A 20,156-nucleotide genomic window follows, 5' to 3' on the forward strand; every position below is an offset into this window, starting at 1 on the left:
ACAACGCTGTAGCTTGAAAGACGACGGGTAATCAATACCTGTGTCTTCGGCGGCCCTATGGGCCGCCATTTTTATGGCCTATCCAAAATAATTGGCGTTGCAACCAAGGCTGCTGCAGCGTCAAATATGAAGGGTATTTATTCGCGTTTCAAGCGGTCGGTGTTGGCCAAATAGAGAGTCACTACCAACAGCAATATCGCCCCGGCATAAATCAAGGTATCAAATGGGTTTTTATGATCTACTATGATCAAACGAATAATCGCGGTAATGCCGATATAGATGAAATAGCGCAGCGGAAAATGATATCCCGATTCAAAATACTTGACGATCAAGGCGATGAACTCAAAATACAGAAAGTAAATCACGATGCCTTCGATCAACAGATAGGACGATGATTCCTCACTGTTTACAAACAATACTTTCGCCAAGTGAATAGTTTCTTTCACCAAAAAAACGATCAAGATCGCCGCCAGCAGCAGCAGCCCGACGTTCAGTACCCGCTGCAACCCCTTCGCAACCATTATCGAACGCGATGTTTTCGCCATAAGAACTCCCCTTAAATACCACTGAAATTATCCGCGCATCCTAACATAGGCATTATCTTAAAATTTATTACCCCTGATGAAATCACTTTAAACTCAATTTAATTCAATTAGTTACATTAGGATATTTCTGGTTGATATATTTGTAGCAAATTGAAATGTCAACTATGATGGGACATAGATCTTTACATAAAACTAATAACCTCGAATTAACAAGGGAATTCTTTATGCGCGCTAAACTTAACGGACTGGTCGCGGCGGGCCTGTTTACCTGTGCATTAACCGGCCACGCAGCCGGCCTGGTCACTCCTGATAACGATCTGCGTAACGACCTCGCCTGGTTGTCCGACCGCGGCGTGATTAACGTCAGTTTGTCCACCTGGCCGCTGAGCCAGGAAGAAATCAGCTCGGTTATTTCACAAGCCAAGCCGGTAACCGGTACCGAGAAAAGCGTCATTGACCGCGTTCAGCGCCGTGTCGATGCCCTGAAAGCCAATATCCGCGTCAGCGGCTACGCCTCTACCGACAAACCCGGCACCCCGCAGGGCTTCGGTCAGAATGAATATGCTGACGATCGCCTGACCATCGGCGCCGGCGCCAACGGCGAATTCTGGGACGTGCGTGTACAAGGTTCCGTCGAAGGCGATCAACGCGTCAGCGACGGTTCCAAATTCAATATGCAGGGCTCTTATGGTGCAGTGAAGATCTGGAACCAGTGGCTGTCCTTCGGTGAAGTCTCCCAATGGTGGGGCCCAGGTTACGACGGCAGCCTGATTCGCTCCGACGCCGCACGCCCGGTGGCCGGCTTTATGCTGCAACGCGCCGACCAGTCGCCGTTTGAAACGCCTTGGCTGTCGTGGATTGGCCGCTGGCAGTACCAACTGACCGCAGGCCAGCTGTCGCAATATGCTGCAGTCCCCCATACCAAGTTGATTGGTGGTCGTTTCACCATGATGCCAACCGACTTCGTGGAGTTGGGTGCCTCGCGCATCATGCAATGGGGTGGTGAAGGCCGACCTCAGTCCTGGAGTTCTTTCTGGAATGCGTTTGCTGGTAATGACAACGATGACTCCGGCCAAGGCAACGATCCGGGTAACCAGCTTGCCGGCTTCGACTTCAAACTGAAAATGCAGCCGTTGATTGGCTTGCCGGTAAGCTTGTATGGTCAGTTGGTAGGGGAAGACGAAGCGGGTATGTTACCGTCACACAACGCCTACTTGTTAGGGCTGGAAGGCCATCCAGAATGGGGTTCAACTACGATTAACTGGAGCATCGAGGGGACCGATACCCGTTCCGACGGTAAAACCGACAACGTGATGTACCGTCACTATACTTATAAAGGCGGTTACTACCAGCAGGGTTATCCGCTGGGCCATGCGATGGGCGGCGATGGTCAGATGTTGTCTGGTCGCATAGAGCTGGTACTGGATGACAGCCAACGCTGGAGCACCCGTTTGGTGTACGCCAAAGTGAACCCGAACAACCAGTCAATCAACCAGGCGTTCCCGAAATCTGACACGCTGAAAGGCATTCAGCTCGGCTGGGGTTACACCCTGGATTCCCAGGTCAAGTTTGATACCAGCCTGTGGTATACCGATAACAATGCCAGCACCGCCGATGACGTGGGCGCAGGCATCAGCTTCGAAGTGCCTATCAACCTGTAATCATCAAGATGTAAAAAAACCCGCCGCGGCGGGTTTTTTATTGGTATCAATCAGATATGGCTATTAACGCCATTCTTTAAAGCGGTTGATCAGCGCGTTGGTTGAGCTGTCGTGGCTGCTGACTTTCTCGCTACCCGCCAGCTCAGGCAGAATACGGTTAGCCAGCTGTTTGCCCAGCTCTACGCCCCACTGGTCGAAGGTGAAGATGTTCAGGATCGCACCCTGGGTGAAGATCTTGTGTTCATACAGCGCAATCAGGCTGCCCAGGCTAAACGGCGTGATTTCGCGCAGCAGGATGGAGTTGGTCGGGCGGTTGCCTTCAAACACCTTGAACGGCGCCACGTGTTTGACTTCTTCCGCAGTCTTGCCCTGAGCGGCGAACTCTTCTTCCACCGCCTCCAGCGACTTGCCGAATGCCAGCGCCTCGGTCTGCGCGAAGAAATTCGACAGCAGTTTAGCGTGGTGGTCGCTCAGCGGATTGTGGCTGATGGCCGGTGCGATAAAGTCGCAAGGAACCAGCTTGGTGCCCTGGTGAATCAGTTGGTAGAACGCGTGCTGGCCATTGGTGCCCGGCTCGCCCCAGATGATTGGGCCAGTCTGGTAATCTACCGGGTTACCGTTACGATCCACGTATTTGCCGTTCGATTCCATATTGCCTTGCTGGAAGTAAGCGGCAAAACGGTGCATGTACTGGTCGTACGGCAAAATCGCTTCAGTCTCTGCTCCGAAGAAATTGTTGTACCAGATGCCGATCAGCGCCAGCAGTACCGGCAGGTTTTGCTCCGCCGGCGTTTGCGCAAAGTGCTTGTCCATCTCGTGCGCGCCGCTCAGCAGCTGTTCGAAATTCTCATAGCCCAGCGACAACGCGATAGACAGGCCAATCGCCGACCACAGAGAATAACGGCCACCGACCCAGTCCCAGAACTCGAACATATTGGCTGTATCAATACCAAACTCACCTACCGCCTTGCCGTTGGTGGACAGCGCCGCAAAGTGCTTAGCCACGTGCTGTTGATCGCCAGCAGTGTTCAGGAACCAATCGCGCGCGCTGTGGGCGTTGGTCATGGTTTCCTGCGTGGTAAAGGTTTTGGACGCCACCAGGAACAACGTGGTTTCCGGGTTCAGCGGTTTAAGCGTTTCGGCGATATGGGTGCCGTCAACGTTGGAGACAAAATGCATGTTCAGGTGATTTTTGTAAGGACGCAGCGCTTCGGTAGCCATATAAGGGCCGAGATCCGAACCGCCGATACCGATATTCACCACGTCGGTAATCGCTTTGCCGGTGTAACCTTTCCAGTCGCCGCCAATCACGCGGTCGCAGAACTGTTTCATCTTGGCCAGCACCGCGTTCACTTCCGGCATCACGTCTTTGCCGTCAACGATAATCGGGCTGTTGCTGCGGTTGCGCAGGGCAACGTGCAGCACCGCACGGTCTTCGGTACGGTTGATTTTCTCGCCGGCAAACATCGATTTGATCGCGCCTTGCAGATCGGTTTCTTTCGCCAGCGCCTGCAGCTTCTCCAGCGTTTCTGCGGTGATGCGGTTCTTGGAGTAGTCCACCAGCATCTGGTCGTTGAAGGTGGCCGAGAAGCGAGAGAAACGCTCTTTGTCCTGAGCGAACAGATCGCTGATCCGGACGTCTTTCATCTGTTCAAAATGTTGCTGCAGGGCTTGCCAAGCAGCGGTTTGACTAGGATTGATATTTTTCATAGCAACACTCTTAGGCTTGAGAATAAATGTGACGTGGTTGCCCGATTGTAGCCTGTTCGACTGCGATTATGATCTCTTTTCTTGCGATAGGCGCTAACTGTCAAACCTCCCCTGCATCGTTTCAGCCATTCCCCTATACTTTTGGATAACAGCCTGTTATCAGGGTTGCCGAACTGTCACTGAAATGTGCCATTGTTGCTGATAACCAATTCGAGAAGGACCTCCGCCATGGAATTATCTGCCCCACTGATGTTGGTAATCATCGGTTTAAGTTCACTGCTGGCGCAATGGCTGGCCTGGCTGCTGCGCCTGCCGGCCATTCTGCCACTGCTGCTGTTTGGCATCGTGCTGGGGCCGGCAGTGCATCTGGTCCAGCCGGACGCGCTGTTCGGCGATCTGCTGTTCCCGCTGGTGTCGCTGTCGGTGGCGATCATTTTATTTGAAGGTGCGCTGACGCTGCGGGTAGAAGAAATACGCGGCCTGGGCGGCGTGGTGCGCAACCTGGTGACCATCGGCATGCTGATGACCTTCCTGGTGATTGGCGTCGCCTGCTGGTGGCTGCTGGGCTTTCCGCCCGAGCTGGCAGCGCTGATCGGTGCGGTAACCGTGGTGACCGGGCCTACGGTAATAGCCCCGCTGATGCGCGTGGTGCGGCCCAATGCCAATATCAACCAGGTGTTGCGTTGGGAAGGGATAGTGATCGACCCGGTTGGCGCCATCTTCACCCTGCTGGTGTTTGAGTTTATCGCGCTGAAACAGCATTCGGAGTCCTTTACCCACCTGTTCTGGACTCTGGGCATTACCGCCGCCGTCGGCCTGGCGATCGGCGCGCTGTTCGGTTATCTGCTGGGGCTGGCTCTGCGCCGTGTCTGGCTGCCGCGCTACCTGCAAAACCTGGCGGTGCTGGCGATCATGCTGACCGCCTTTGGCGTGTCCAACGCCATTGCCGACGAATCCGGTCTGCTGACCGTGACGGTGATGGGCATTTGGCTGGCCAATATGCGCGATGTGGATACCAGCGACATTCTGGCGTTCAAGGAAGAGCTGTCGGCTATCCTGATTTCGGCGCTGTTTATCATTCTGGCGGCGCGGCTGGATATCCATGCGCTGTGGAACATGGGCTGGCCGCTGCTGGGTCTGCTGCTGGTGGTACAGTTTATCGCCCGGCCGCTGTGCATTGCGGTGTCGACCTGGCGCTCTTCCCTGCATTGGCGCGATCGTCTGCTGCTGTGCTGGATCGCCCCACGCGGCATCGTCGCCGCAGCGGTCAGCTCGCTGTTCGCCCTGACATTGCAGCGCAGCGGCTATCAGGGTGCCGATCGGCTGGTGACCGTGGTGTTCGCCGTCATCATCGGCACGGTGGTGTTGCAAAGCCTGACCAGCGGCATGATGGCGCGCTGGCTGCGGGTGCAGCAGCAAAAACCGCGCGGCGTGCTGATCGTCGGCGCCAACAGCGTGGCGCGCATGCTGGCGCAGGCGTTGATAAAAATGAACATCCCGGTGCTGGTCACCGACAGCAGTTGGGAATATTACCGCCAGGCGCGTATGGACGGCATCCCCGCCTATTATGGGCATGCTTACTCCGAACATGCCGAGAACTACCTCGATCTGAGCGATACCGCACAGGTGTTGGCACTCTCGCCCAATCGCCATCAGAATGCGCTGGCGGTATACCACTTCAGCCATATCTTCGGTGACGAACAGGTCTTCGCCATCCGCTCCGGCGCGCCGCTGAAAGGACGCGGCAACAGCTCGGAAAGTTCGCGCTTCCGCCGTCACGAAATCCTGTTCAATCAGGAGGCCACCTACGGCCGGTTAAGCAGCCTGATCGCCAAAGGCGCGACCATCAAGGCCACCAAGTTGAACGAAAACTTTGGCTGGCTGGAATATCTGGAAAAACATCAGGGCGTTATTCCGCTGTTGTGCCAGCGTGAGGACGGCAAACTGCAGCCGATAGGCACCGGTTTTGTCCCCACCATGCCTTGCACGCTGATCGCGTTAGTGCAAATTGAAAATCCCTCAACGTCTGACCGTTGACACAAGCGCAATAACCGGCTATTCCTATCAGCCTACTTGCGCACCCGGTGCGCAAGCCAGAAGAGGCGCGTCGCCCAGGTAGAGTGTCAGAGGAGCCGTTTCCCATGACGGCACTTGAGGGGGAGCGACGCCGAGGTAGGGTGATGCACGGCATTCATCGTATCGGCTACAGGGGCTGAATCCTCTGGGTTGTCACCAAAGTTTGCCCCGCGGGGGCAATCAGCAAGGTGGGGCGCTTCTGGGTGTATCGTAGTTTCAACCTCTACGTCTGCCCCCTGTTTATCGCTCTCCCCTTGTGCCAAGGCTATGGAAAAAGTGCTCTCAAAATAGGGCATCCCTGACACGAGGTTTTACATGAACCAAGCAGTACCCCAAAATTCTACCGTTGTGGCCAAATTCGGCGGCACCAGCGTTGCCGACTATGAAGCCATGAACCGCAGCGCCGACGTCGTGCTCGCCAATCCGCAGGTTCGCCTGGTGGTCCTGTCCGCTTCTGCGGGCGTCACCAACCTGCTGGTCGCACTGGCCGAAGGCAGCGACGCCGACAAGCGCAGCTACCAGCTCGATGAAATCCGCCGTATCCAGTACGCCATTCTCGACCGCCTCGATAACCCGGCGGTTATCCGCGAGGAAATCGACCGCATGCTGGAAAACATCGCCATGCTGTCCGAAGCGGCGGCGCTGGCGACCTCGACGGCACTGACCGACGAACTGGTCAGCCACGGCGAACTGATGTCCACCCTGCTTTTCGTTGAGATCCTGCGCTGCCGCAAGGTGCAGGCGGAGTGGTTTGACGTGCGCAAAGTGATGCACACCGACGATCATTTCGGCCGCGCCACGCCGGACAGCGCAGTACTGAAAGAACTGACCCAGACGCTGCTCAAACCGCGTCTGCAGGAAGCGCTGGTAGTCACTCAAGGCTTTATCGGCAGCGAACCCAAGGGCCGCACCACCACACTGGGCCGTGGCGGCAGCGATTACACCGCCGCCCTGCTGGGTGAAGCGCTGAGCGTCGGCCGGGTGGATATCTGGACCGACGTGCCGGGCATCTACACCACCGACCCGCGCGTGGTCCCTACGGCGAAGCGCATCGACAAAATCACCTTTGAAGAAGCCGCTGAGATGGCCACCTTCGGCGCGAAAGTGCTGCACCCGGCCACCCTGTTGCCGGCAGTACGCAGCGATATTCCGGTGTTTGTCGGTTCCAGCAAGGATCCGTCCGCCGGCGGCACCCTGGTGTGCAATACCACCGAGAACCCGCCGCTGTTCCGCGCATTGGCGCTGCGCCGCAAACAAACCCTGCTAACGCTGCACAGCCTCAATATGCTGCACGCACGCGGTTTCCTGGCCGAAGTGTTCAGCATTCTGGCGCGCCACAATATTTCGGTGGATTTGATCACCACCTCCGAAGTCAGCGTAGCACTGACCATGGATACCACCGGCTCCACCTCCACCGGCGGCAGCCTGCTGACCACCTCGCTGCTGACCGAGTTGTCGTCGCTGTGTCGGGTGGAAGTGGAGGAGAACCTGGCGCTGGTGGCGATCATCGGCAACAAGCTTTCCCAGGCCTGCGGCGTAGGTAAAGAGGTGTTCGGCGTGCTTGACCCGTTCAATATCCGCATGATCTGCTACGGTGCCAGCAGCTACAACCTGTGCTTCCTGGTACCGGGCGATGACGCAGAACAGGTAGTACGCACCCTGCACCACAATCTGTTCGAATAACCGGATCTCCCCCCATTGCGGGCGCAGCATGCTGCGCCCCTACTTCCAAAAAAGGCCGTTCATAATTCGTAGGGGTCCAGCACGCTGAACCCGCAAAAAACACAGCTCCATCCCATAGTTCCATTTTGGCTAAGGAAAACCGTACTCATGCTGGCATTACTAACCCGATTATTCCCCCTGTGGGCAGTGCTGCTCGCCGCCGCCGCCTACGCTGCGCCCACCACCTTCACCGGTATTGGTCCGTACGTCAGCCCACTGCTGATGCTGATCATGTTCGCCATGGGTGTCACGCTGCGGCTGGATGACTTCAAACGCGTACTGTCACGCCCCGCGCCGGTGGCTGCGGGCATCTTTCTGCATTATCTGATCATGCCGCTGGCGGCCTGGTTGCTGGCGATGCTGTTCCATATGCCGCCGGATCTTTCCGCCGGTATGGTGTTGGTCGGCAGCGTTGCCAGCGGCACCGCCTCCAACGTGATGATCTACCTGGCAAAAGGGGACGTCGCGCTGTCTGTGACCATTTCGGCGGTCTCCACTCTGGTGGGCGTATTCGCCACGCCGCTGCTGACTCGCCTGTATGTCGATACCGAAATCAGCGTCGATGTGATGGGCATGCTGCTGAGTATCCTGCAGATCGTCGTGATCCCGATTGGCCTCGGCCTGATCGTGCATCACACCTTTACCAAAACCGTCAAACGTATCGAGCCGTTCCTGCCGGCGCTGTCGATGGTCTGCATCCTGGCGATAATCAGTGCGGTGGTCGCAGGCAGCCAGAGTCACATCGCCTCTGTCGGGCTGGTGGTGATCATCGCGGTGATCCTGCATAACGGCATTGGCTTGTTGAGCGGTTACTGGGGCGGCAAGCTGTTCGGCTTTGACGAATCCACCTGCCGCACGCTGGCCATTGAGGTCGGCATGCAGAATTCAGGGCTGGCGGCGACGCTGGGCAAAATTTACTTCTCACCGCTGGCCGCGCTGCCGGGCGCCCTGTTCTCCGTGTGGCATAACCTTTCCGGCTCGCTGCTGGCAGGGTACTGGTCTGGCCGACCGATCAAGAAAAAATAATCTCACCCCGGGGCGCAGTCATTTGCGCCCCATCCCGCTTCTGCGAAATGTCGTATTTCCTCCAACAGGTTTGATGCCAAGGCAGGCATTTTTTACAGCGTGCTCGGCGTATCGTCCCACTCACGCTCATCATCGCGTTCATCCTGATCCAGCACGTTATAAGCCACGGCGCAGAATAGCGAGTTCAGGCGTTTCATATCCCCCAACAGTCCCAGATGCAGCGAACTGGTTTCGATGCTTTGCACGTTCTGCTGATGCAGGCGGTCGACGTGCGCATGCGCGTAGCGGCGATCCAGAATGCGGAAACGGTGCTTGGAGCGCCGCAGCCGTTTGGCGCTGGTAAGATCGCCGGACAGGAACACCGACAAACTCAGCCGCAGGTTGCCGACCAACCGCTCATGCAGCGTATCCAGCTCCGCCAAGCCTTCCGCCGAGAACGCCCGCCGCGCCGCGTGCGATTTCGCCGCCACGTCGCCGGTCATGCGCTCAATGATGTCCCCGGCTTGCTCCAGGTTCAGCGCCATTTCGATGATTTCCGCCCAGCGGCGCGAATCTTCCTCGCCCAAATCCTCTTTCTGGATCTGCGCCAGGTACAGCTTGATGGCGGTATACAGCACGTCGACATCGTCGTCTAACCGGCACACCTCTTTATCCTGTCCATTATTGCCGTGCAGCACTTCGCGGAGCAGGATCATCATATGCTCCACCACGTCGCCCATGCGCAGGGTTTCACGTGCCGCATTGGCCAGCGCCAGCGTCGGCGTATCCAGCGCGCTGGCGTCCAGGTGTCGCGGCCGCAGACGGGGATCGTCAGCCGCCACGTCGGCGATCAGGGTTTCGCATAAACGCGCCATCGGCCCGGCCAGCGGGATCAGCACCAGGCAGCGGATCAGGTTGTAGAAGACGTGAAAGTAGATCACCAGTTCTTCGTTTTCGCCCGGCAGACGGGTCATTACCTCTGCCAGATAAGAGACAAACGGCAGCACCAACACGCAGCCAATCAGCTTGAACAGCAGGCTGCCGAGCGCCACCCGACGGCCGGCGGCGTTCTGGCCGCTGGTATTGATGACCGCCAACAGGCCACTGCCGAGATTGGCGCCGATCACCAGACACAGCGCCACTTTCAGCGAGATCACGCCGGAGGCGGTCAGGGTGGCGGTCAGCAACACTGCCGCCAGGCTGGAATAGCTGACGATGGCGAACAACGCGCCGGTAAGGGCATCCAGCATCACGTCGCCAGTCAGCGACGAGAACAGCACCTTCACGCCCGCCGCCTGGGTAATGGGCGTCGCGGCGGCCACGATCAGCTCCAGCGCCAGTACGATCAGCCCAAGGCCGATGCACACGCGTCCCATTTGACCAACCCGGGTTTGCTTGCGGCTGAGGAACAGGAAAACGCCGACCAAAATCAACAGCGGCGACAACCAGGAGAGGTCGAAGGTCAGCACTCGCGCCATCAAGGCGGTGCCGACATCGGCGCCCAGCATGATCACCAGCGCAGGTGCCAGCCCCACCAACCCTTGCGCGACGAACGAGGTGACCAGCAGCGCGGTGGCGTTGCTGCTTTGCACCAGCGCGGTTACGCCGATACCGGAGACGAACGCCAGCGGCTTTTTCTCGACGCTGTCGCTCAATACCCGGCGCAGATTAGCGCCGTAGACCCGCATAATCCCGGTGCGCACGATGTGAGTACCCCACACTAACAGCGCCACGGAGGAAAGCAGGTGAAGAAGGGTCAACACGGAAAATACGCTCCATTAACGCCCGGCAGGAAAAATCAAATCCATACCCTATGAATTTCGGGCTGCAGGACGGCGGCAAGCGCGTGAATCCCCAGGAGCTTACCCAAGTAAGTGACTGGGGTGAGACCGCACGGCCAACACACCTGCTGCTTGAAAGGTGACGGGTATGGCAGGCTATCCTGCCTGCCGGGCGGTAGTCGGGCAGGACAGCGGTAACAGGCTGCAGACCGCATATTGGAGGGTTAACGCAATGGCAGGCATTACCCTGGAGTTATCATTGATTGCCGCAGCGAAGTCATGCAACTTCCCGTAATGTAACAGTTTCCAAGTGTAGCCCAATTTCGCTGCCGTCGGGCCGCAAATCCTCGACCGACCGGTTGAGCGCGTCAACCAGCAGCTCGACGCCACGAACCTGGACACGGTAGCGTACCACATTCCCCAGCAGGCTATGGCTGAGGATCACCCCCTCGATCCCCTGCCCGGCCGGCAGCAGCGCGATGGATTCAGGGCGTATCGCCACCTTGCCGGCATAGTTACGACCGGTAAGTGCGCTCGCCTGTTCGGCGCTCAGCAAGTTGTAGTTGCCGATAAACCCGGCGGCGAAGACGTTAGCCGGCTGGGTGTACAGGGTTTCCGCATCGCCGCTCTGCACGATTTGGCCCTTGTTCATCAGCACGATGCGATCCGACAACGTCAGCGCCTCTTCCTGATCGTGGGTGACGAAGATTGCCGTCAGATTCAGTTCACGCTGGATACGGCGAATCTGCTCGCGCAGGTGCTTGCGGATACGTGCATCCAGCGCCGACAGCGGCTCGTCGAGCAGCAGCAGACGCGGGCGGGTCACCAGCGATCGCGCCAGCGCTACCCGCTGACACTGCCCGCCGGACAGTTGATGCGGGTAACGCTTCGCCAGTTCGGTCAACTCCACCAGCGCCAGCACTTCCTGTACCCGCTGCTGGATCTGCCCGGCCGCCAGTTTCTGCATTTTCAGACCAAACGCCACGTTGCCTTCAACGGTCATGTTCGGGAACAGCGCATAGCTCTGGAACACCATACCGATGCCGCGCTTTTGCGGCGGCACCGGCACCAGATCCTGGCCCTGCAGCAAGATTTGCCCGCTGTCGACCGACGTCAGCCCCGCCAGACAACGCAGCAGCGTGGATTTACCGCAGCCGCTCGGCCCGAGCAGCGTGACGAACTCGCCCTCCTCGGCGGTGAAATCGATATCCTGAAACACCTGGGTTTGGCCATAGCGTTTGTTGAGGCGGGTGACGGTGAGATATGCCATGCGTTAACCCTTATTTTTATTCAGCAAATTCGCCAGCCAGGTGACAATCAGCACCACGGCGAAATAAGAAATGACCAGTGCGCTGGTGAAGTGGCCACTGCCGTTGCGCATGTTATAGAGATAAACCTGCAGCGTTTCATACTGGCTGCCCACCAGCAGGTTGGCGAAGACGAATTCGCCAATCAGGAACGAGAACGACAGCAGCACCGCAATCATCCCGCCCTTGCGCAGGTTCGGCAGCACCACCAGCAGCGCCGCCTGCCAGGTGCTGGCGCCCAATAGGTGTGCCGCATCCATCAGATCGCGCAGGTTGATCGCCTGCATGTTGTTGCTGATGGCGCGGTAAATAAACGGCAGAGCAATCGAGAAGTAGCAGCCGATCAGGATCCAGGGCGTACCGAGCAGCGGCAGCGGATCGGCGGCGAACAGCTGCATCAGCCCGACCGCCGACACCACCGGCGGTACGGCGAACGGCAACAGGATCAGCACGTTCATCGCCGCGTCCAGTTTGGGAAAATAGTACGCAATCACGAACATCATCGGCAAAATCACCACCACCGCCAGCACCAGGGTGCCGAAACAGATCAGCAACGAGTGCCACAGCGCCAGCAGGAAACGGGGATCGCTCCACAACGCCGTCACCCACTTCAGGGTAAAACCGTCCGGCAGGATGGTGGCGCCCCACTGAGTGGCCAGCGCGTAAATCAGCGTCGCCGCCAGCGGTAGCAGCAGGATCAGCAACAGCAGACTGGTCACCACGCGGTGGTAGCCGGTTTCAAAACGGGACATGGCCGCCCTCCGCAACATTATGAGCGCGCATTCAGGTAACTCCTGCGCAACAGCCATTGGTGGATCAGGGTAATGAACGCCATCATCGCCACCAACAGCATCGCCAGCGCGCTGGCCAGGTTCGGGTCGAGGGAAATATCCCCCGCCACCAGCGACGAAATACGTATCGGTATCACGTTGAAATTGCCGGTGGTCAACGCATATACCGTGGCATAGGCGCCCAGCGCGTTAGCCAGCAGGATGACAAAGGTGCCCATCAGCGCCGGCGCCAGCACCGGCAGGCCGATATGCCGCCAGTAGCGCCACGGGCTGGCGCCGAGCAGCGATGCCGACTCGCGCCAGTCTTCGCGCAGCGCATCAAACGCCGGGTACAACAGCAATACGCCCAGCGGGATTTGGAAGTAGGTGTAAAGCACGATCAGCCCGGTTTTGGAGTAAAGATTAAAACTCTCCATCAGGCCGTACTTGCGCAGCAGCAACGTCAGGCAGCCGTTCAACCCCAACAGGATGACAAAGGCGAAGGCCAGCGGCACCCCGGCAAAGTTGCTGGTCATATTGGTAAACGACATCACAAAATCGTGGAACCGCGTCTGGCCCAATTGACGCAGCGAGTAACTGCCGACCAGGGCAATCAGCAGCCCGTAAACGCTCGACCAGAGGGAAATCTCCAGCGAGAACTGAAACGCCTGCAAATAGAACGGCGAGGTCAGGACGTCAACGTAATTGCCCAGCCCCCAACCGCTGGTCTGGCTGAAAAAACTGCTGACCGCAATCCACACCAGCGGCGCGATTTGAAACGCGCCGAACAGCAGAATAAACGGCAGCAGGCACAGCGCGGCAATCCACTTAGCTTTCATGTTCACCCTTATGCCAACAGCGCACGGCAGCGCGGCTTGTCGTGCGCCACCTGCAGCACCTCGCACAGCGTGCCGCACAGGTCGGTTTGCTGCGGGTTGGCGTCGTTCTGGCTGAAAGCCGCACCGAACACGAACAGCGGCACCTGTCGCTCCTCCGGCAATACACCACCGTGGCTGCGGTCGTCATTCATGCCGTGATCGGCCGTCACCATCACCTGATATCCGGCCCTTAACCAGTCGCCCAGATAGCGCGACAGCACGCCGTCGGCATTGCGCGCCGCGTTACGGTACTGCGATGAAGACAGGCCGAAGCGGTGCCCGGCATCGTCGATGTTCATCGGATGGATCAGCAGGAAATCGGGCTGATGACGGCGGCGCAGGCTTTCGGCGTCGTCAAACAGATGGGAGTCCGGGTAGCGGTCGTCGTAATAAAAATGGCCGTGCTGAATGGGCAGTTCGGCATCGTCGGTATGGCGATCGCGCGCGGCGTCGAACGGGGTACGGTTATACAGCTCACTGAACCAATGGTAGGCGGCCGCAGCGGTAGTCAACCCTGCGGCGCGCGCATAGTGAAACACGCTTTGTTGATGCGAGAGGCGCGATACCTGGTTATGCACCACGCCGCTCTCCACCGGCGGCACGCCGGTGAGGATGCATTCATACAGCGGCCGAGAGAGCGAAGGCAGCTCGCTCTCCAGCTGATACAACCGTCCGCGCCCTGCCGCACACTCGGCCTGCAGATACCCCATGGCATCATGCGCCACCTGATAGTTCAGGCCGTCCAGCAGTACGAGGATCGTTTTCATGATGGTTTAACTCACTGCTGCATAAACATAATGACGTTTTCCTGCCACTGGCGCGGCAGCGTTTTGGCGCTTTGCTCCCAGGCCGCCGGATCGGCGATCGGGTGGGCGTTTTTATACTGTTCGGCCGGCAACAGCTTAGCTTTTACGTCGTCCGGCAGCGTCAGGTGTTCCGCACGGATCGGGCGAGCATAGCCGCGTGCCAGGTTGATCTGACCGGCGTCGGAGAAGATGTATTCACGCGCCAGCTTGGCGGCGTTCGGGTGTTTGGCGAATTTGTTGATGATGGTGGTGTAGCCTGACGTGATTGAGCCGTCGGACGGGATCAACACTTCAAAACGGGTTTTGTCGATCTGGTCGCGGTAGTTCAGGCCGTTAAAGTCCCACACCACGCCGACCTGCACTTCGCCTTTTTCCAGCGAGGCGATCACCGGGTTGCTCAGGCTCAGGCGCCCTGCCTTGGCCAACTTGCCGAAGAACTCCAGACCCGGCTTCAGGTTTTTCTCGTTGCCGCCCATGGCGTAAGTGGCCGCCAGCACGCCGCTTGCCGCCTGCGAGGCGGTACCGACGTCACCGATGGTGACCTGATAAGTGCCTTTCAGCAGATCGGCCCAGCTGTGCGGGATCTCTTTCACCTGCTGTTTGTTGATAATGAAGGCGATGGTGCCGGTATAGGCCAGCGCCCAATGGCCATCCTTGTCTTTCGCCCAGCCAGGCACCTGCTCCCAGGTGGACGGCTTATAAGGTTGGGTTACCCCTTTTTGCACCGCGATGGGGCCGAATGCCGCGCCCACGTCACCGATATCGGCCGTGGCATTGCCCTTTTCCGCGTCGAACTTGGCGATTTCCTGCGCCGAGCTCATGTCGGTATCGAGATGCTTCAAGCCGTACTTGCTCTGCAGATCCTGCCAGGTGTCTTTCCAGTTGGCCCAGCTGTCCGGCATGCCGACGCTGTTGACTTCACCTTCCTTCTTGGCGGCCTGCTCCAGCGCAGCCAGATCGGGATCCGCGGCCCAGCTCATCTGGCTGGTCAGTACAATGGCACTGGTTAACACAGAAGCGCACAAACGTTTCATAACAGATGCTCCAGGTGGTAGTGTGGGAGTGTCTGGACTAGTCCAGCAAGAACCAAGCCAATCTAACGGACGAATGTGATAATTATATGTCAGCCCAAAAAAGCAGCAGTTTTATCTCATTTACGCCTCAAGAGGCCGCCCGCTGGTCTACCTTAACGGGAGCAATACGCACTGAAATGGGGCATTTGTGGCATGAGTGAAGTATCGACTACCGTGTCGACCATCTGTCAGGCGTTGAACGCCCGTATTGTCGCGGGGGAATTTAATACTGGCGGCAAACTGCCTTCCGAACGCGCCCTGAGCGAGCAGTTTTCCACCACCCGCATTACGCTGCAGGAAGCGCTCGGCCAGTTGGAGGCGCAAGGGGTGATTTACCGTCAGGTGAGGCGCGGCTGGTTTATCTCACCGCCGCGGTTGGTGTACAACCCGTTGCAGCGCAGCCACTTCCACGCCATGGCCCAGCAGCAGGGGCGCGACGCCCACACCCAGGTGATCGACAGTGGCCACGTGCAGGCCGACGCCGCCCTGGCTCGGCGGCTGGAGCTGCCGGAGGGCGCAGAGGTTTACCGCATCCGCCGGCTACGCTTTATCGACGGGCGTGCAGTGCTGTATTGCGAGCACTACCTCAACCCGGCCTACTTCGCCGGTATCCTAGATGCCGATTTGACGCAGTCGCTGACCTCGCTGTACGCAGAGCGCTACGGTATCCGTTATGGCCGGGTGCGCTTCGATATGCTGCCGACCCTGTTACCGCAAGAGGCAGCCACGATGCTGAAGGTCACCTACGGCAGCCCGTCGCTGTTTATTACCCGGGTGAACCGGGATCAACACGATCGGGTGATTGATTGCGATTTGGAGTATTGGCGCTACGACGCGCTGCACATTGATGTCGAGGCGGTGGCGAACGACGAGGGATAAGAAGGGGCCAACATGTTGGCCCCTTACGAGAGGAACTGGCTGACAAGGGCGCCGTGTGCAGCGCCCCTGCGTCATCAGTCGGCGTCGTAGCCCAGGTTAGGCGCCAGCCAGCGTTCAACTTCGCTGGTGCTCATGCCTTTGCGCGCCGCATAGTCTTCCACCTGATCGCGCTGGATCTGCGCCACCGCAAAGTACTTGCTCTCCGGATGGCTGAAGTACCAGCCCGACACCGCCGCTCCCGGCCACATGGCGAAGGATTCGGTCAGCTCCATGCCGGTGTGGCGGTTAACGTCCAGCAGGCGCCAGATCTCCGCTTTCTCGGTATGCTCCGGGCAGGCCGGGTAGCCCGGCGCCGGGCGGATGCCCTGGTAATTCTCGCGTATCAGCTCTTCGTTGCTCAGGTTCTCGTCAGCGGCAAAGCCCCAGTGCAATTTACGCACCTGCTCATGCAGGTACTCGGCGAAAGCTTCCGCCAGGCGATCGGACAACGCCTTGATCATGATTTTATTGTAATCGTCATGCTGCGCATCATAGGCCGCCGCCAGCTCATCCTCTTCCAGACCGCCGGTCACGGCGAAAGCACCGAAATAGTCGGCCTTGCCGCTGCTTTTCGGCGCGACGAAGTCCGCCAGGCAGTAGTTCGGGAAGTCGGTTTTCTCGGTCTGCTGGCGCAGGTGACGGCTGACCACCAGCACCTCGTCGCGGTTTTCGTCGCGATACACCTCGATGTCGTCGCCGACGCGGTTGGCCGGGAACAGGCCGTAGACGCCGCGCGGGTTGAGGCTGCCGTTGGCGGCCAGCATATCCAGCATGTGGTTGGCATCGGCGAACAGGCGCTTGGCCTCCTCCCCCACCACCTCGTCTTCCAGAATCCGCGGGTATTTACCTGCCAGCGACCAGGTCATAAAGAACGGTGTCCAGTCGATGTACTGGCGCAGCGTCTCGATGCCGGCCTCCACCGCATGTACCCCAAGCTGCTTCGGCACCGGCGGCCGGTAGTTTTCCCAATCCAGCGCCATGGCGTTATCACGCGCTTTCTGCAGGCTGACCGGCGGGGTGCGCGGTTTTTTGCGCGCATGCTGGATACGCACGGTTTCGTATTCTTTGCGGGTACGCGCCACAAAATCGTCGCGCTGAGTATCGGACAGCAACGCCGACACTACGCCCACGGTGCGGGAGGCATTTTGCACGTAGGTGGTCGAGCCGCTGTAGTTCTGTTCAATCTTCACCGCGGTATGCGCTTTGGAAGTGGTCGCGCCGCCAATCAGCAGCGGCAGGGTAAAGCCCTGGCGCTCCATCTCTTTCGCCACGTTGACCATTTCATCCAGCGACGGGGTGATCAGCCCCGACAAGCCGATGATGTCCACGTTCTGTTCGCGTGCGGTTTTCAGGATTTTCTCCGTCGGCACCATCACGCCCAGATCGACGATTTCGTAATTGTTGCACTGCAACACCACGCCGACGATGTTTTTGCCGATGTCATGCACGTCGCCCTTCACCGTCGCCAGCAGGATTTTGCCCGCCGTGGTGCCTTTCTGCTTGCTGGCCTCGATGTAGGGTTCCAGATAGGCCACCGCCTGCTTCATCACGCGGGCGGACTTCACCACCTGCGGCAGGAACATCTTGCCTTCGCCGAACAGGTCGCCGACCACGTTCATCCCCGCCATCAGCGGCCCTTCGATCACTTCGATCGGGCGTTCCGCACGCTGGCGGGCCTCTTCGGTATCCAGCTCGATAAACTCGGTAATGCCTTTCACCAGCGAGTATTCCAGCCGCTTTTCCACCGGCCAGCCGCGCCATTCCGCCTGCTGCACCGCCACTTCGTTGTCTTTGCTGCCGCGATATTTTTCCGCCAGATCCAACAGGCGTTCGGTACCGTCGTCACGGCGGTTGAGGATCACGTCCTCCACCGCGTTACGCAGTTCGTCACTCAGATCGTCGTAGATCGCCAGTTGCCCGGCGTTGACGATGCCCATGTCCATGCCGTTGCGGATCGCGTGGTACAGGAAGACCGCGTGGATCGCTTCGCGCACCGGATCGTTGCCGCGGAACGAGAACGACACATTGGACACCCCGCCGGAGATCATCGCGTGCGGCAGGTGGGTTTTGATGTCGGCGCAGGCCTCGATAAAGTCGACGGCATAGTTGTTATGCTCTTCGATACCGGTGGCGACGGCAAAGATGTTCGGGTCAAAAATAATGTCTTCCGGCGGGAAGCCGACGCGTTCGGTCAGAATTTTATAGGCGCGGCGACAGATCTCGAACTTGCGCTCGCGGGTATCGGCCTGGCCAACCTCGTCAAACGCCATGACCACCACCGCCGCGCCGTAGCGGCGCACCAGTTTGGCGTGGTGAATAAAGGCCTCTTCACCTTCTTTCATCGAGATGGAGTTAACGATGCCTTTGCCCTGAATGCACTTCAGGCCTTTTTCGATCACCGACCATTTGGAGGAGTCGATCATGATCGGCACCCGGGCGATGTCCGGCTCGCCGGCAATCAGGCTGAGAAAACGCACCATCGCCGCTTCGGCGTCCAGCATCCCTTCATCCATGTTGATATCTATTATCTGCGCGCCGCTTTCCACCTGTTGGCGCGCCACGGCCAAGGCTTCGTTATATTTTTCTTCTTTAATCAGCCGTTTGAAGCGCGCAGAGCCGGTGACGTTGGTCCGTTCACCGACGTTGACGAACAGCGTTTTGGCGTCGATATTCAGCGGTTCAAGGCCGGCCAAACGGCAGGCTACCGGGATATCCGGCAAGGGGCGCGGCGGTACGCCCGCCACCACATCGACCATTGCGGCGATATGCTCCGGCGTGGTGCCGCAACAACCGCCGATAATATTGAGGAAACCGGCATGCGCCCACTCGCCCACCTGTTTCGCCATCTCTTGCGCGTCCAGATCGTACTCACCGAAAGCGTTGGGCAAACCGGCGTTAGGGTGTGCGGTGACGTAGGTTTCCGAGATGCGCGACAGCTCGGCAACGTATTGACGCAGCTCGTCCGGCCCCAACGCACAGTTCAGGCCAAAACTCAGCGGCTTGACGTGGCGCATCGAGTTATAGAAGGCTTCGGTGGTTTGGCCGGACAGGGTACGGCCGGAGGCGTCGGTGATGGTGCCGGAGATCATGATCGGCAACTCCACGCCCAACGCTTCGAATTCGGTTTCCACCGCAAAGGCGGCCGCTTTGGCGTTCAGGGTATCGAAAATGGTTTCGATCATGATCAGATCGACGCCGCCTTCCACCAGCGCGCGCGTTGATTCGCGGTAGGCTTCCACCAGTTCGTCGAAGGAGACATTGCGGAATGCCGGATCGTTGACGTTCGGCGAAATGGAAGCGGTGCGGTTGGTCGGGCCAAGCACCCCGGCCACGTAGCGCGGTTTATCCGGCGTGCGCGCGGTCCATTCGTCGGCGCAGGCGCGTGCCAGACAAGCGGCCTGATAGTTAATCTCGGCTGACAGCGACTCCATGTGGTAGTCGGCCATGGCGATGGTGGTGGAGTTGAAGGTGTTGGTTTCGAGAATATCGGCGCCCGCTTCCAGATAACCGTAGTGGATCGCGGTAATCACTTCCGGCTTGGTCAGCACCAGCAGGTCGTTATTGCCTTTCAGATCGCTCTGCCAGTCGGCAAAACGTTCGCCGCGAAAATCGCTCTCTTCCAGCCGGTAGCTCTGGATCATGGTGCCCATGCCGCCGTCCAACACTAAAATGCGCTGTGCTAACTGCCGGCGCAGCTGTTCTACTCGATTTGTCACTGTAACCCCTTCAATTGCCATCCAGCCCATCGCTTAACTGCCGCAAAAACCAACGAGTCATCCTAGCACAGCTTGTGGGGCCAAAGTGGCGCGCGGCAATTGAGAGTTTTTCAGGTTGCCCGACAACACATCCGATGAGATGACAGACGGCTTGCAATTCATCTGCAAAAAACGAAAATGAATTCCAT

At 58.5% G+C, this 20,156-nt stretch carries 14 protein-coding genes and 1 riboswitch; of the genes, 5 read left to right on the top strand and 9 right to left on the bottom strand.

Translation table 11 applies throughout. From position 1 onward, the window contains the following. Positions 1-137: 137 nt before the first annotated feature. A complete protein-coding gene (psiE, locus tag D4100_RS24185; protein ID WP_062868883.1) occupies positions 138-545 on the bottom strand; it encodes a phosphate-starvation-inducible protein PsiE in 408 nt (135 codons plus the stop codon). Positions 546-769: 224 nt separating this feature from the next. On the opposite strand from psiE, the gene D4100_RS24190 reads away from it, so the two are divergent. Beyond that, complete coding sequence (locus D4100_RS24190; protein WP_119805414.1) at positions 770-2,206, top strand: capsule assembly Wzi family protein; 1,437 nt, start codon at positions 770-772, stop codon at positions 2,204-2,206. Between the two features lie 63 nt (positions 2,207-2,269). On the opposite strand, the gene pgi is transcribed toward D4100_RS24190, so the two are convergent. Further along, positions 2,270-3,916: a glucose-6-phosphate isomerase gene (pgi, locus tag D4100_RS24195; protein WP_065506678.1), complete on the bottom strand. Its 1,647-nt coding sequence runs from the start codon at positions 3,914-3,916 to the stop codon at positions 2,270-2,272. Positions 3,917-4,144: 228 nt separating this feature from the next. On the opposite strand from pgi, the gene D4100_RS24200 reads away from it, so the two are divergent. The 3 genes from D4100_RS24200 to panS all read left to right on the top strand — a co-directional run bounded on the left by D4100_RS24200 (position 4,145) and on the right by panS (position 8,740). Continuing rightward, positions 4,145-5,953, top strand: coding sequence for a cation:proton antiporter (locus D4100_RS24200; protein WP_119805415.1), 1,809 nt, complete (start codon positions 4,145-4,147; stop codon positions 5,951-5,953). 52 nt (positions 5,954-6,005) lie between these two features. After that, positions 6,006-6,199: riboswitch (Lysine riboswitch) on the top strand. Positions 6,200-6,307: 108 nt separating this feature from the next. Then, a complete protein-coding gene (lysC, locus tag D4100_RS24205; RefSeq protein ID WP_065506680.1) occupies positions 6,308-7,675 on the top strand; it encodes a lysine-sensitive aspartokinase 3 in 1,368 nt (455 codons plus the stop codon). 147 nt (positions 7,676-7,822) lie between these two features. Next, positions 7,823-8,740, top strand: a complete 918-nt coding sequence (gene panS, locus D4100_RS24210) for a ketopantoate/pantoate/pantothenate transporter PanS (RefSeq protein ID WP_065506681.1) — start codon at positions 7,823-7,825, stop codon at positions 8,738-8,740. A gap of 92 nt (positions 8,741-8,832) precedes the next feature. Here panS and D4100_RS24215 read toward each other — a convergent pair whose 3' ends face one another. The 6 genes from D4100_RS24215 to D4100_RS24240 form a co-directional block, all read right to left on the bottom strand. Next, positions 8,833-10,482, bottom strand: coding sequence for a Na/Pi cotransporter family protein (locus D4100_RS24215; protein ID WP_119805416.1), 1,650 nt, complete (start codon positions 10,480-10,482; stop codon positions 8,833-8,835). A gap of 295 nt (positions 10,483-10,777) precedes the next feature. Then, positions 10,778-11,770 carry an ABC transporter ATP-binding protein gene (locus tag D4100_RS24220; RefSeq protein WP_119805417.1) on the bottom strand — a complete coding sequence of 331 codons (993 nt, stop codon included), beginning with the start codon at positions 11,768-11,770 and terminating at the stop codon, positions 10,778-10,780. Positions 11,771-11,773: 3 nt separating this feature from the next. Next, on the bottom strand, positions 11,774-12,559 hold the full coding sequence (locus tag D4100_RS24225) for an ABC transporter permease (protein WP_119805418.1): 786 nt from the start codon (positions 12,557-12,559) through the stop codon (positions 11,774-11,776). A 17-nt stretch (positions 12,560-12,576) separates the two neighbouring features. Further along, positions 12,577-13,416 carry an ABC transporter permease gene (locus tag D4100_RS24230; protein WP_013814769.1) on the bottom strand — a complete coding sequence of 280 codons (840 nt, stop codon included), beginning with the start codon at positions 13,414-13,416 and terminating at the stop codon, positions 12,577-12,579. Between the two features lie 8 nt (positions 13,417-13,424). Beyond that, positions 13,425-14,222 carry an alkaline phosphatase family protein gene (locus D4100_RS24235; protein WP_119805419.1) on the bottom strand — a complete coding sequence of 266 codons (798 nt, stop codon included), beginning with the start codon at positions 14,220-14,222 and terminating at the stop codon, positions 13,425-13,427. Between the two features lie 11 nt (positions 14,223-14,233). Next, a complete protein-coding gene (locus D4100_RS24240) occupies positions 14,234-15,295 on the bottom strand; it encodes an ABC transporter substrate-binding protein (protein WP_004948876.1) in 1,062 nt (353 codons plus the stop codon). Positions 15,296-15,487: 192 nt separating this feature from the next. Here D4100_RS24240 and D4100_RS24245 point away from each other — a divergent pair, with 192 nt between their 5' ends. Next, positions 15,488-16,213, top strand: a complete 726-nt coding sequence (locus tag D4100_RS24245; protein ID WP_004948880.1) for a UTRA domain-containing protein — start codon at positions 15,488-15,490, stop codon at positions 16,211-16,213. Between the two features lie 74 nt (positions 16,214-16,287). Here the strand turns inward: D4100_RS24245 and metH are convergent, their stop codons facing one another. Then, on the bottom strand, positions 16,288-19,998 hold the full coding sequence (metH, locus tag D4100_RS24250) for a methionine synthase (RefSeq protein ID WP_119805420.1): 3,711 nt from the start codon (positions 19,996-19,998) through the stop codon (positions 16,288-16,290). Between the last annotated feature and the right edge of the window lie 158 nt (positions 19,999-20,156).

The organism is Serratia inhibens, from assembly GCF_003591175.1.
Taxonomy (GTDB): domain Bacteria; phylum Pseudomonadota; class Gammaproteobacteria; order Enterobacterales; family Enterobacteriaceae; genus Serratia; species Serratia inhibens.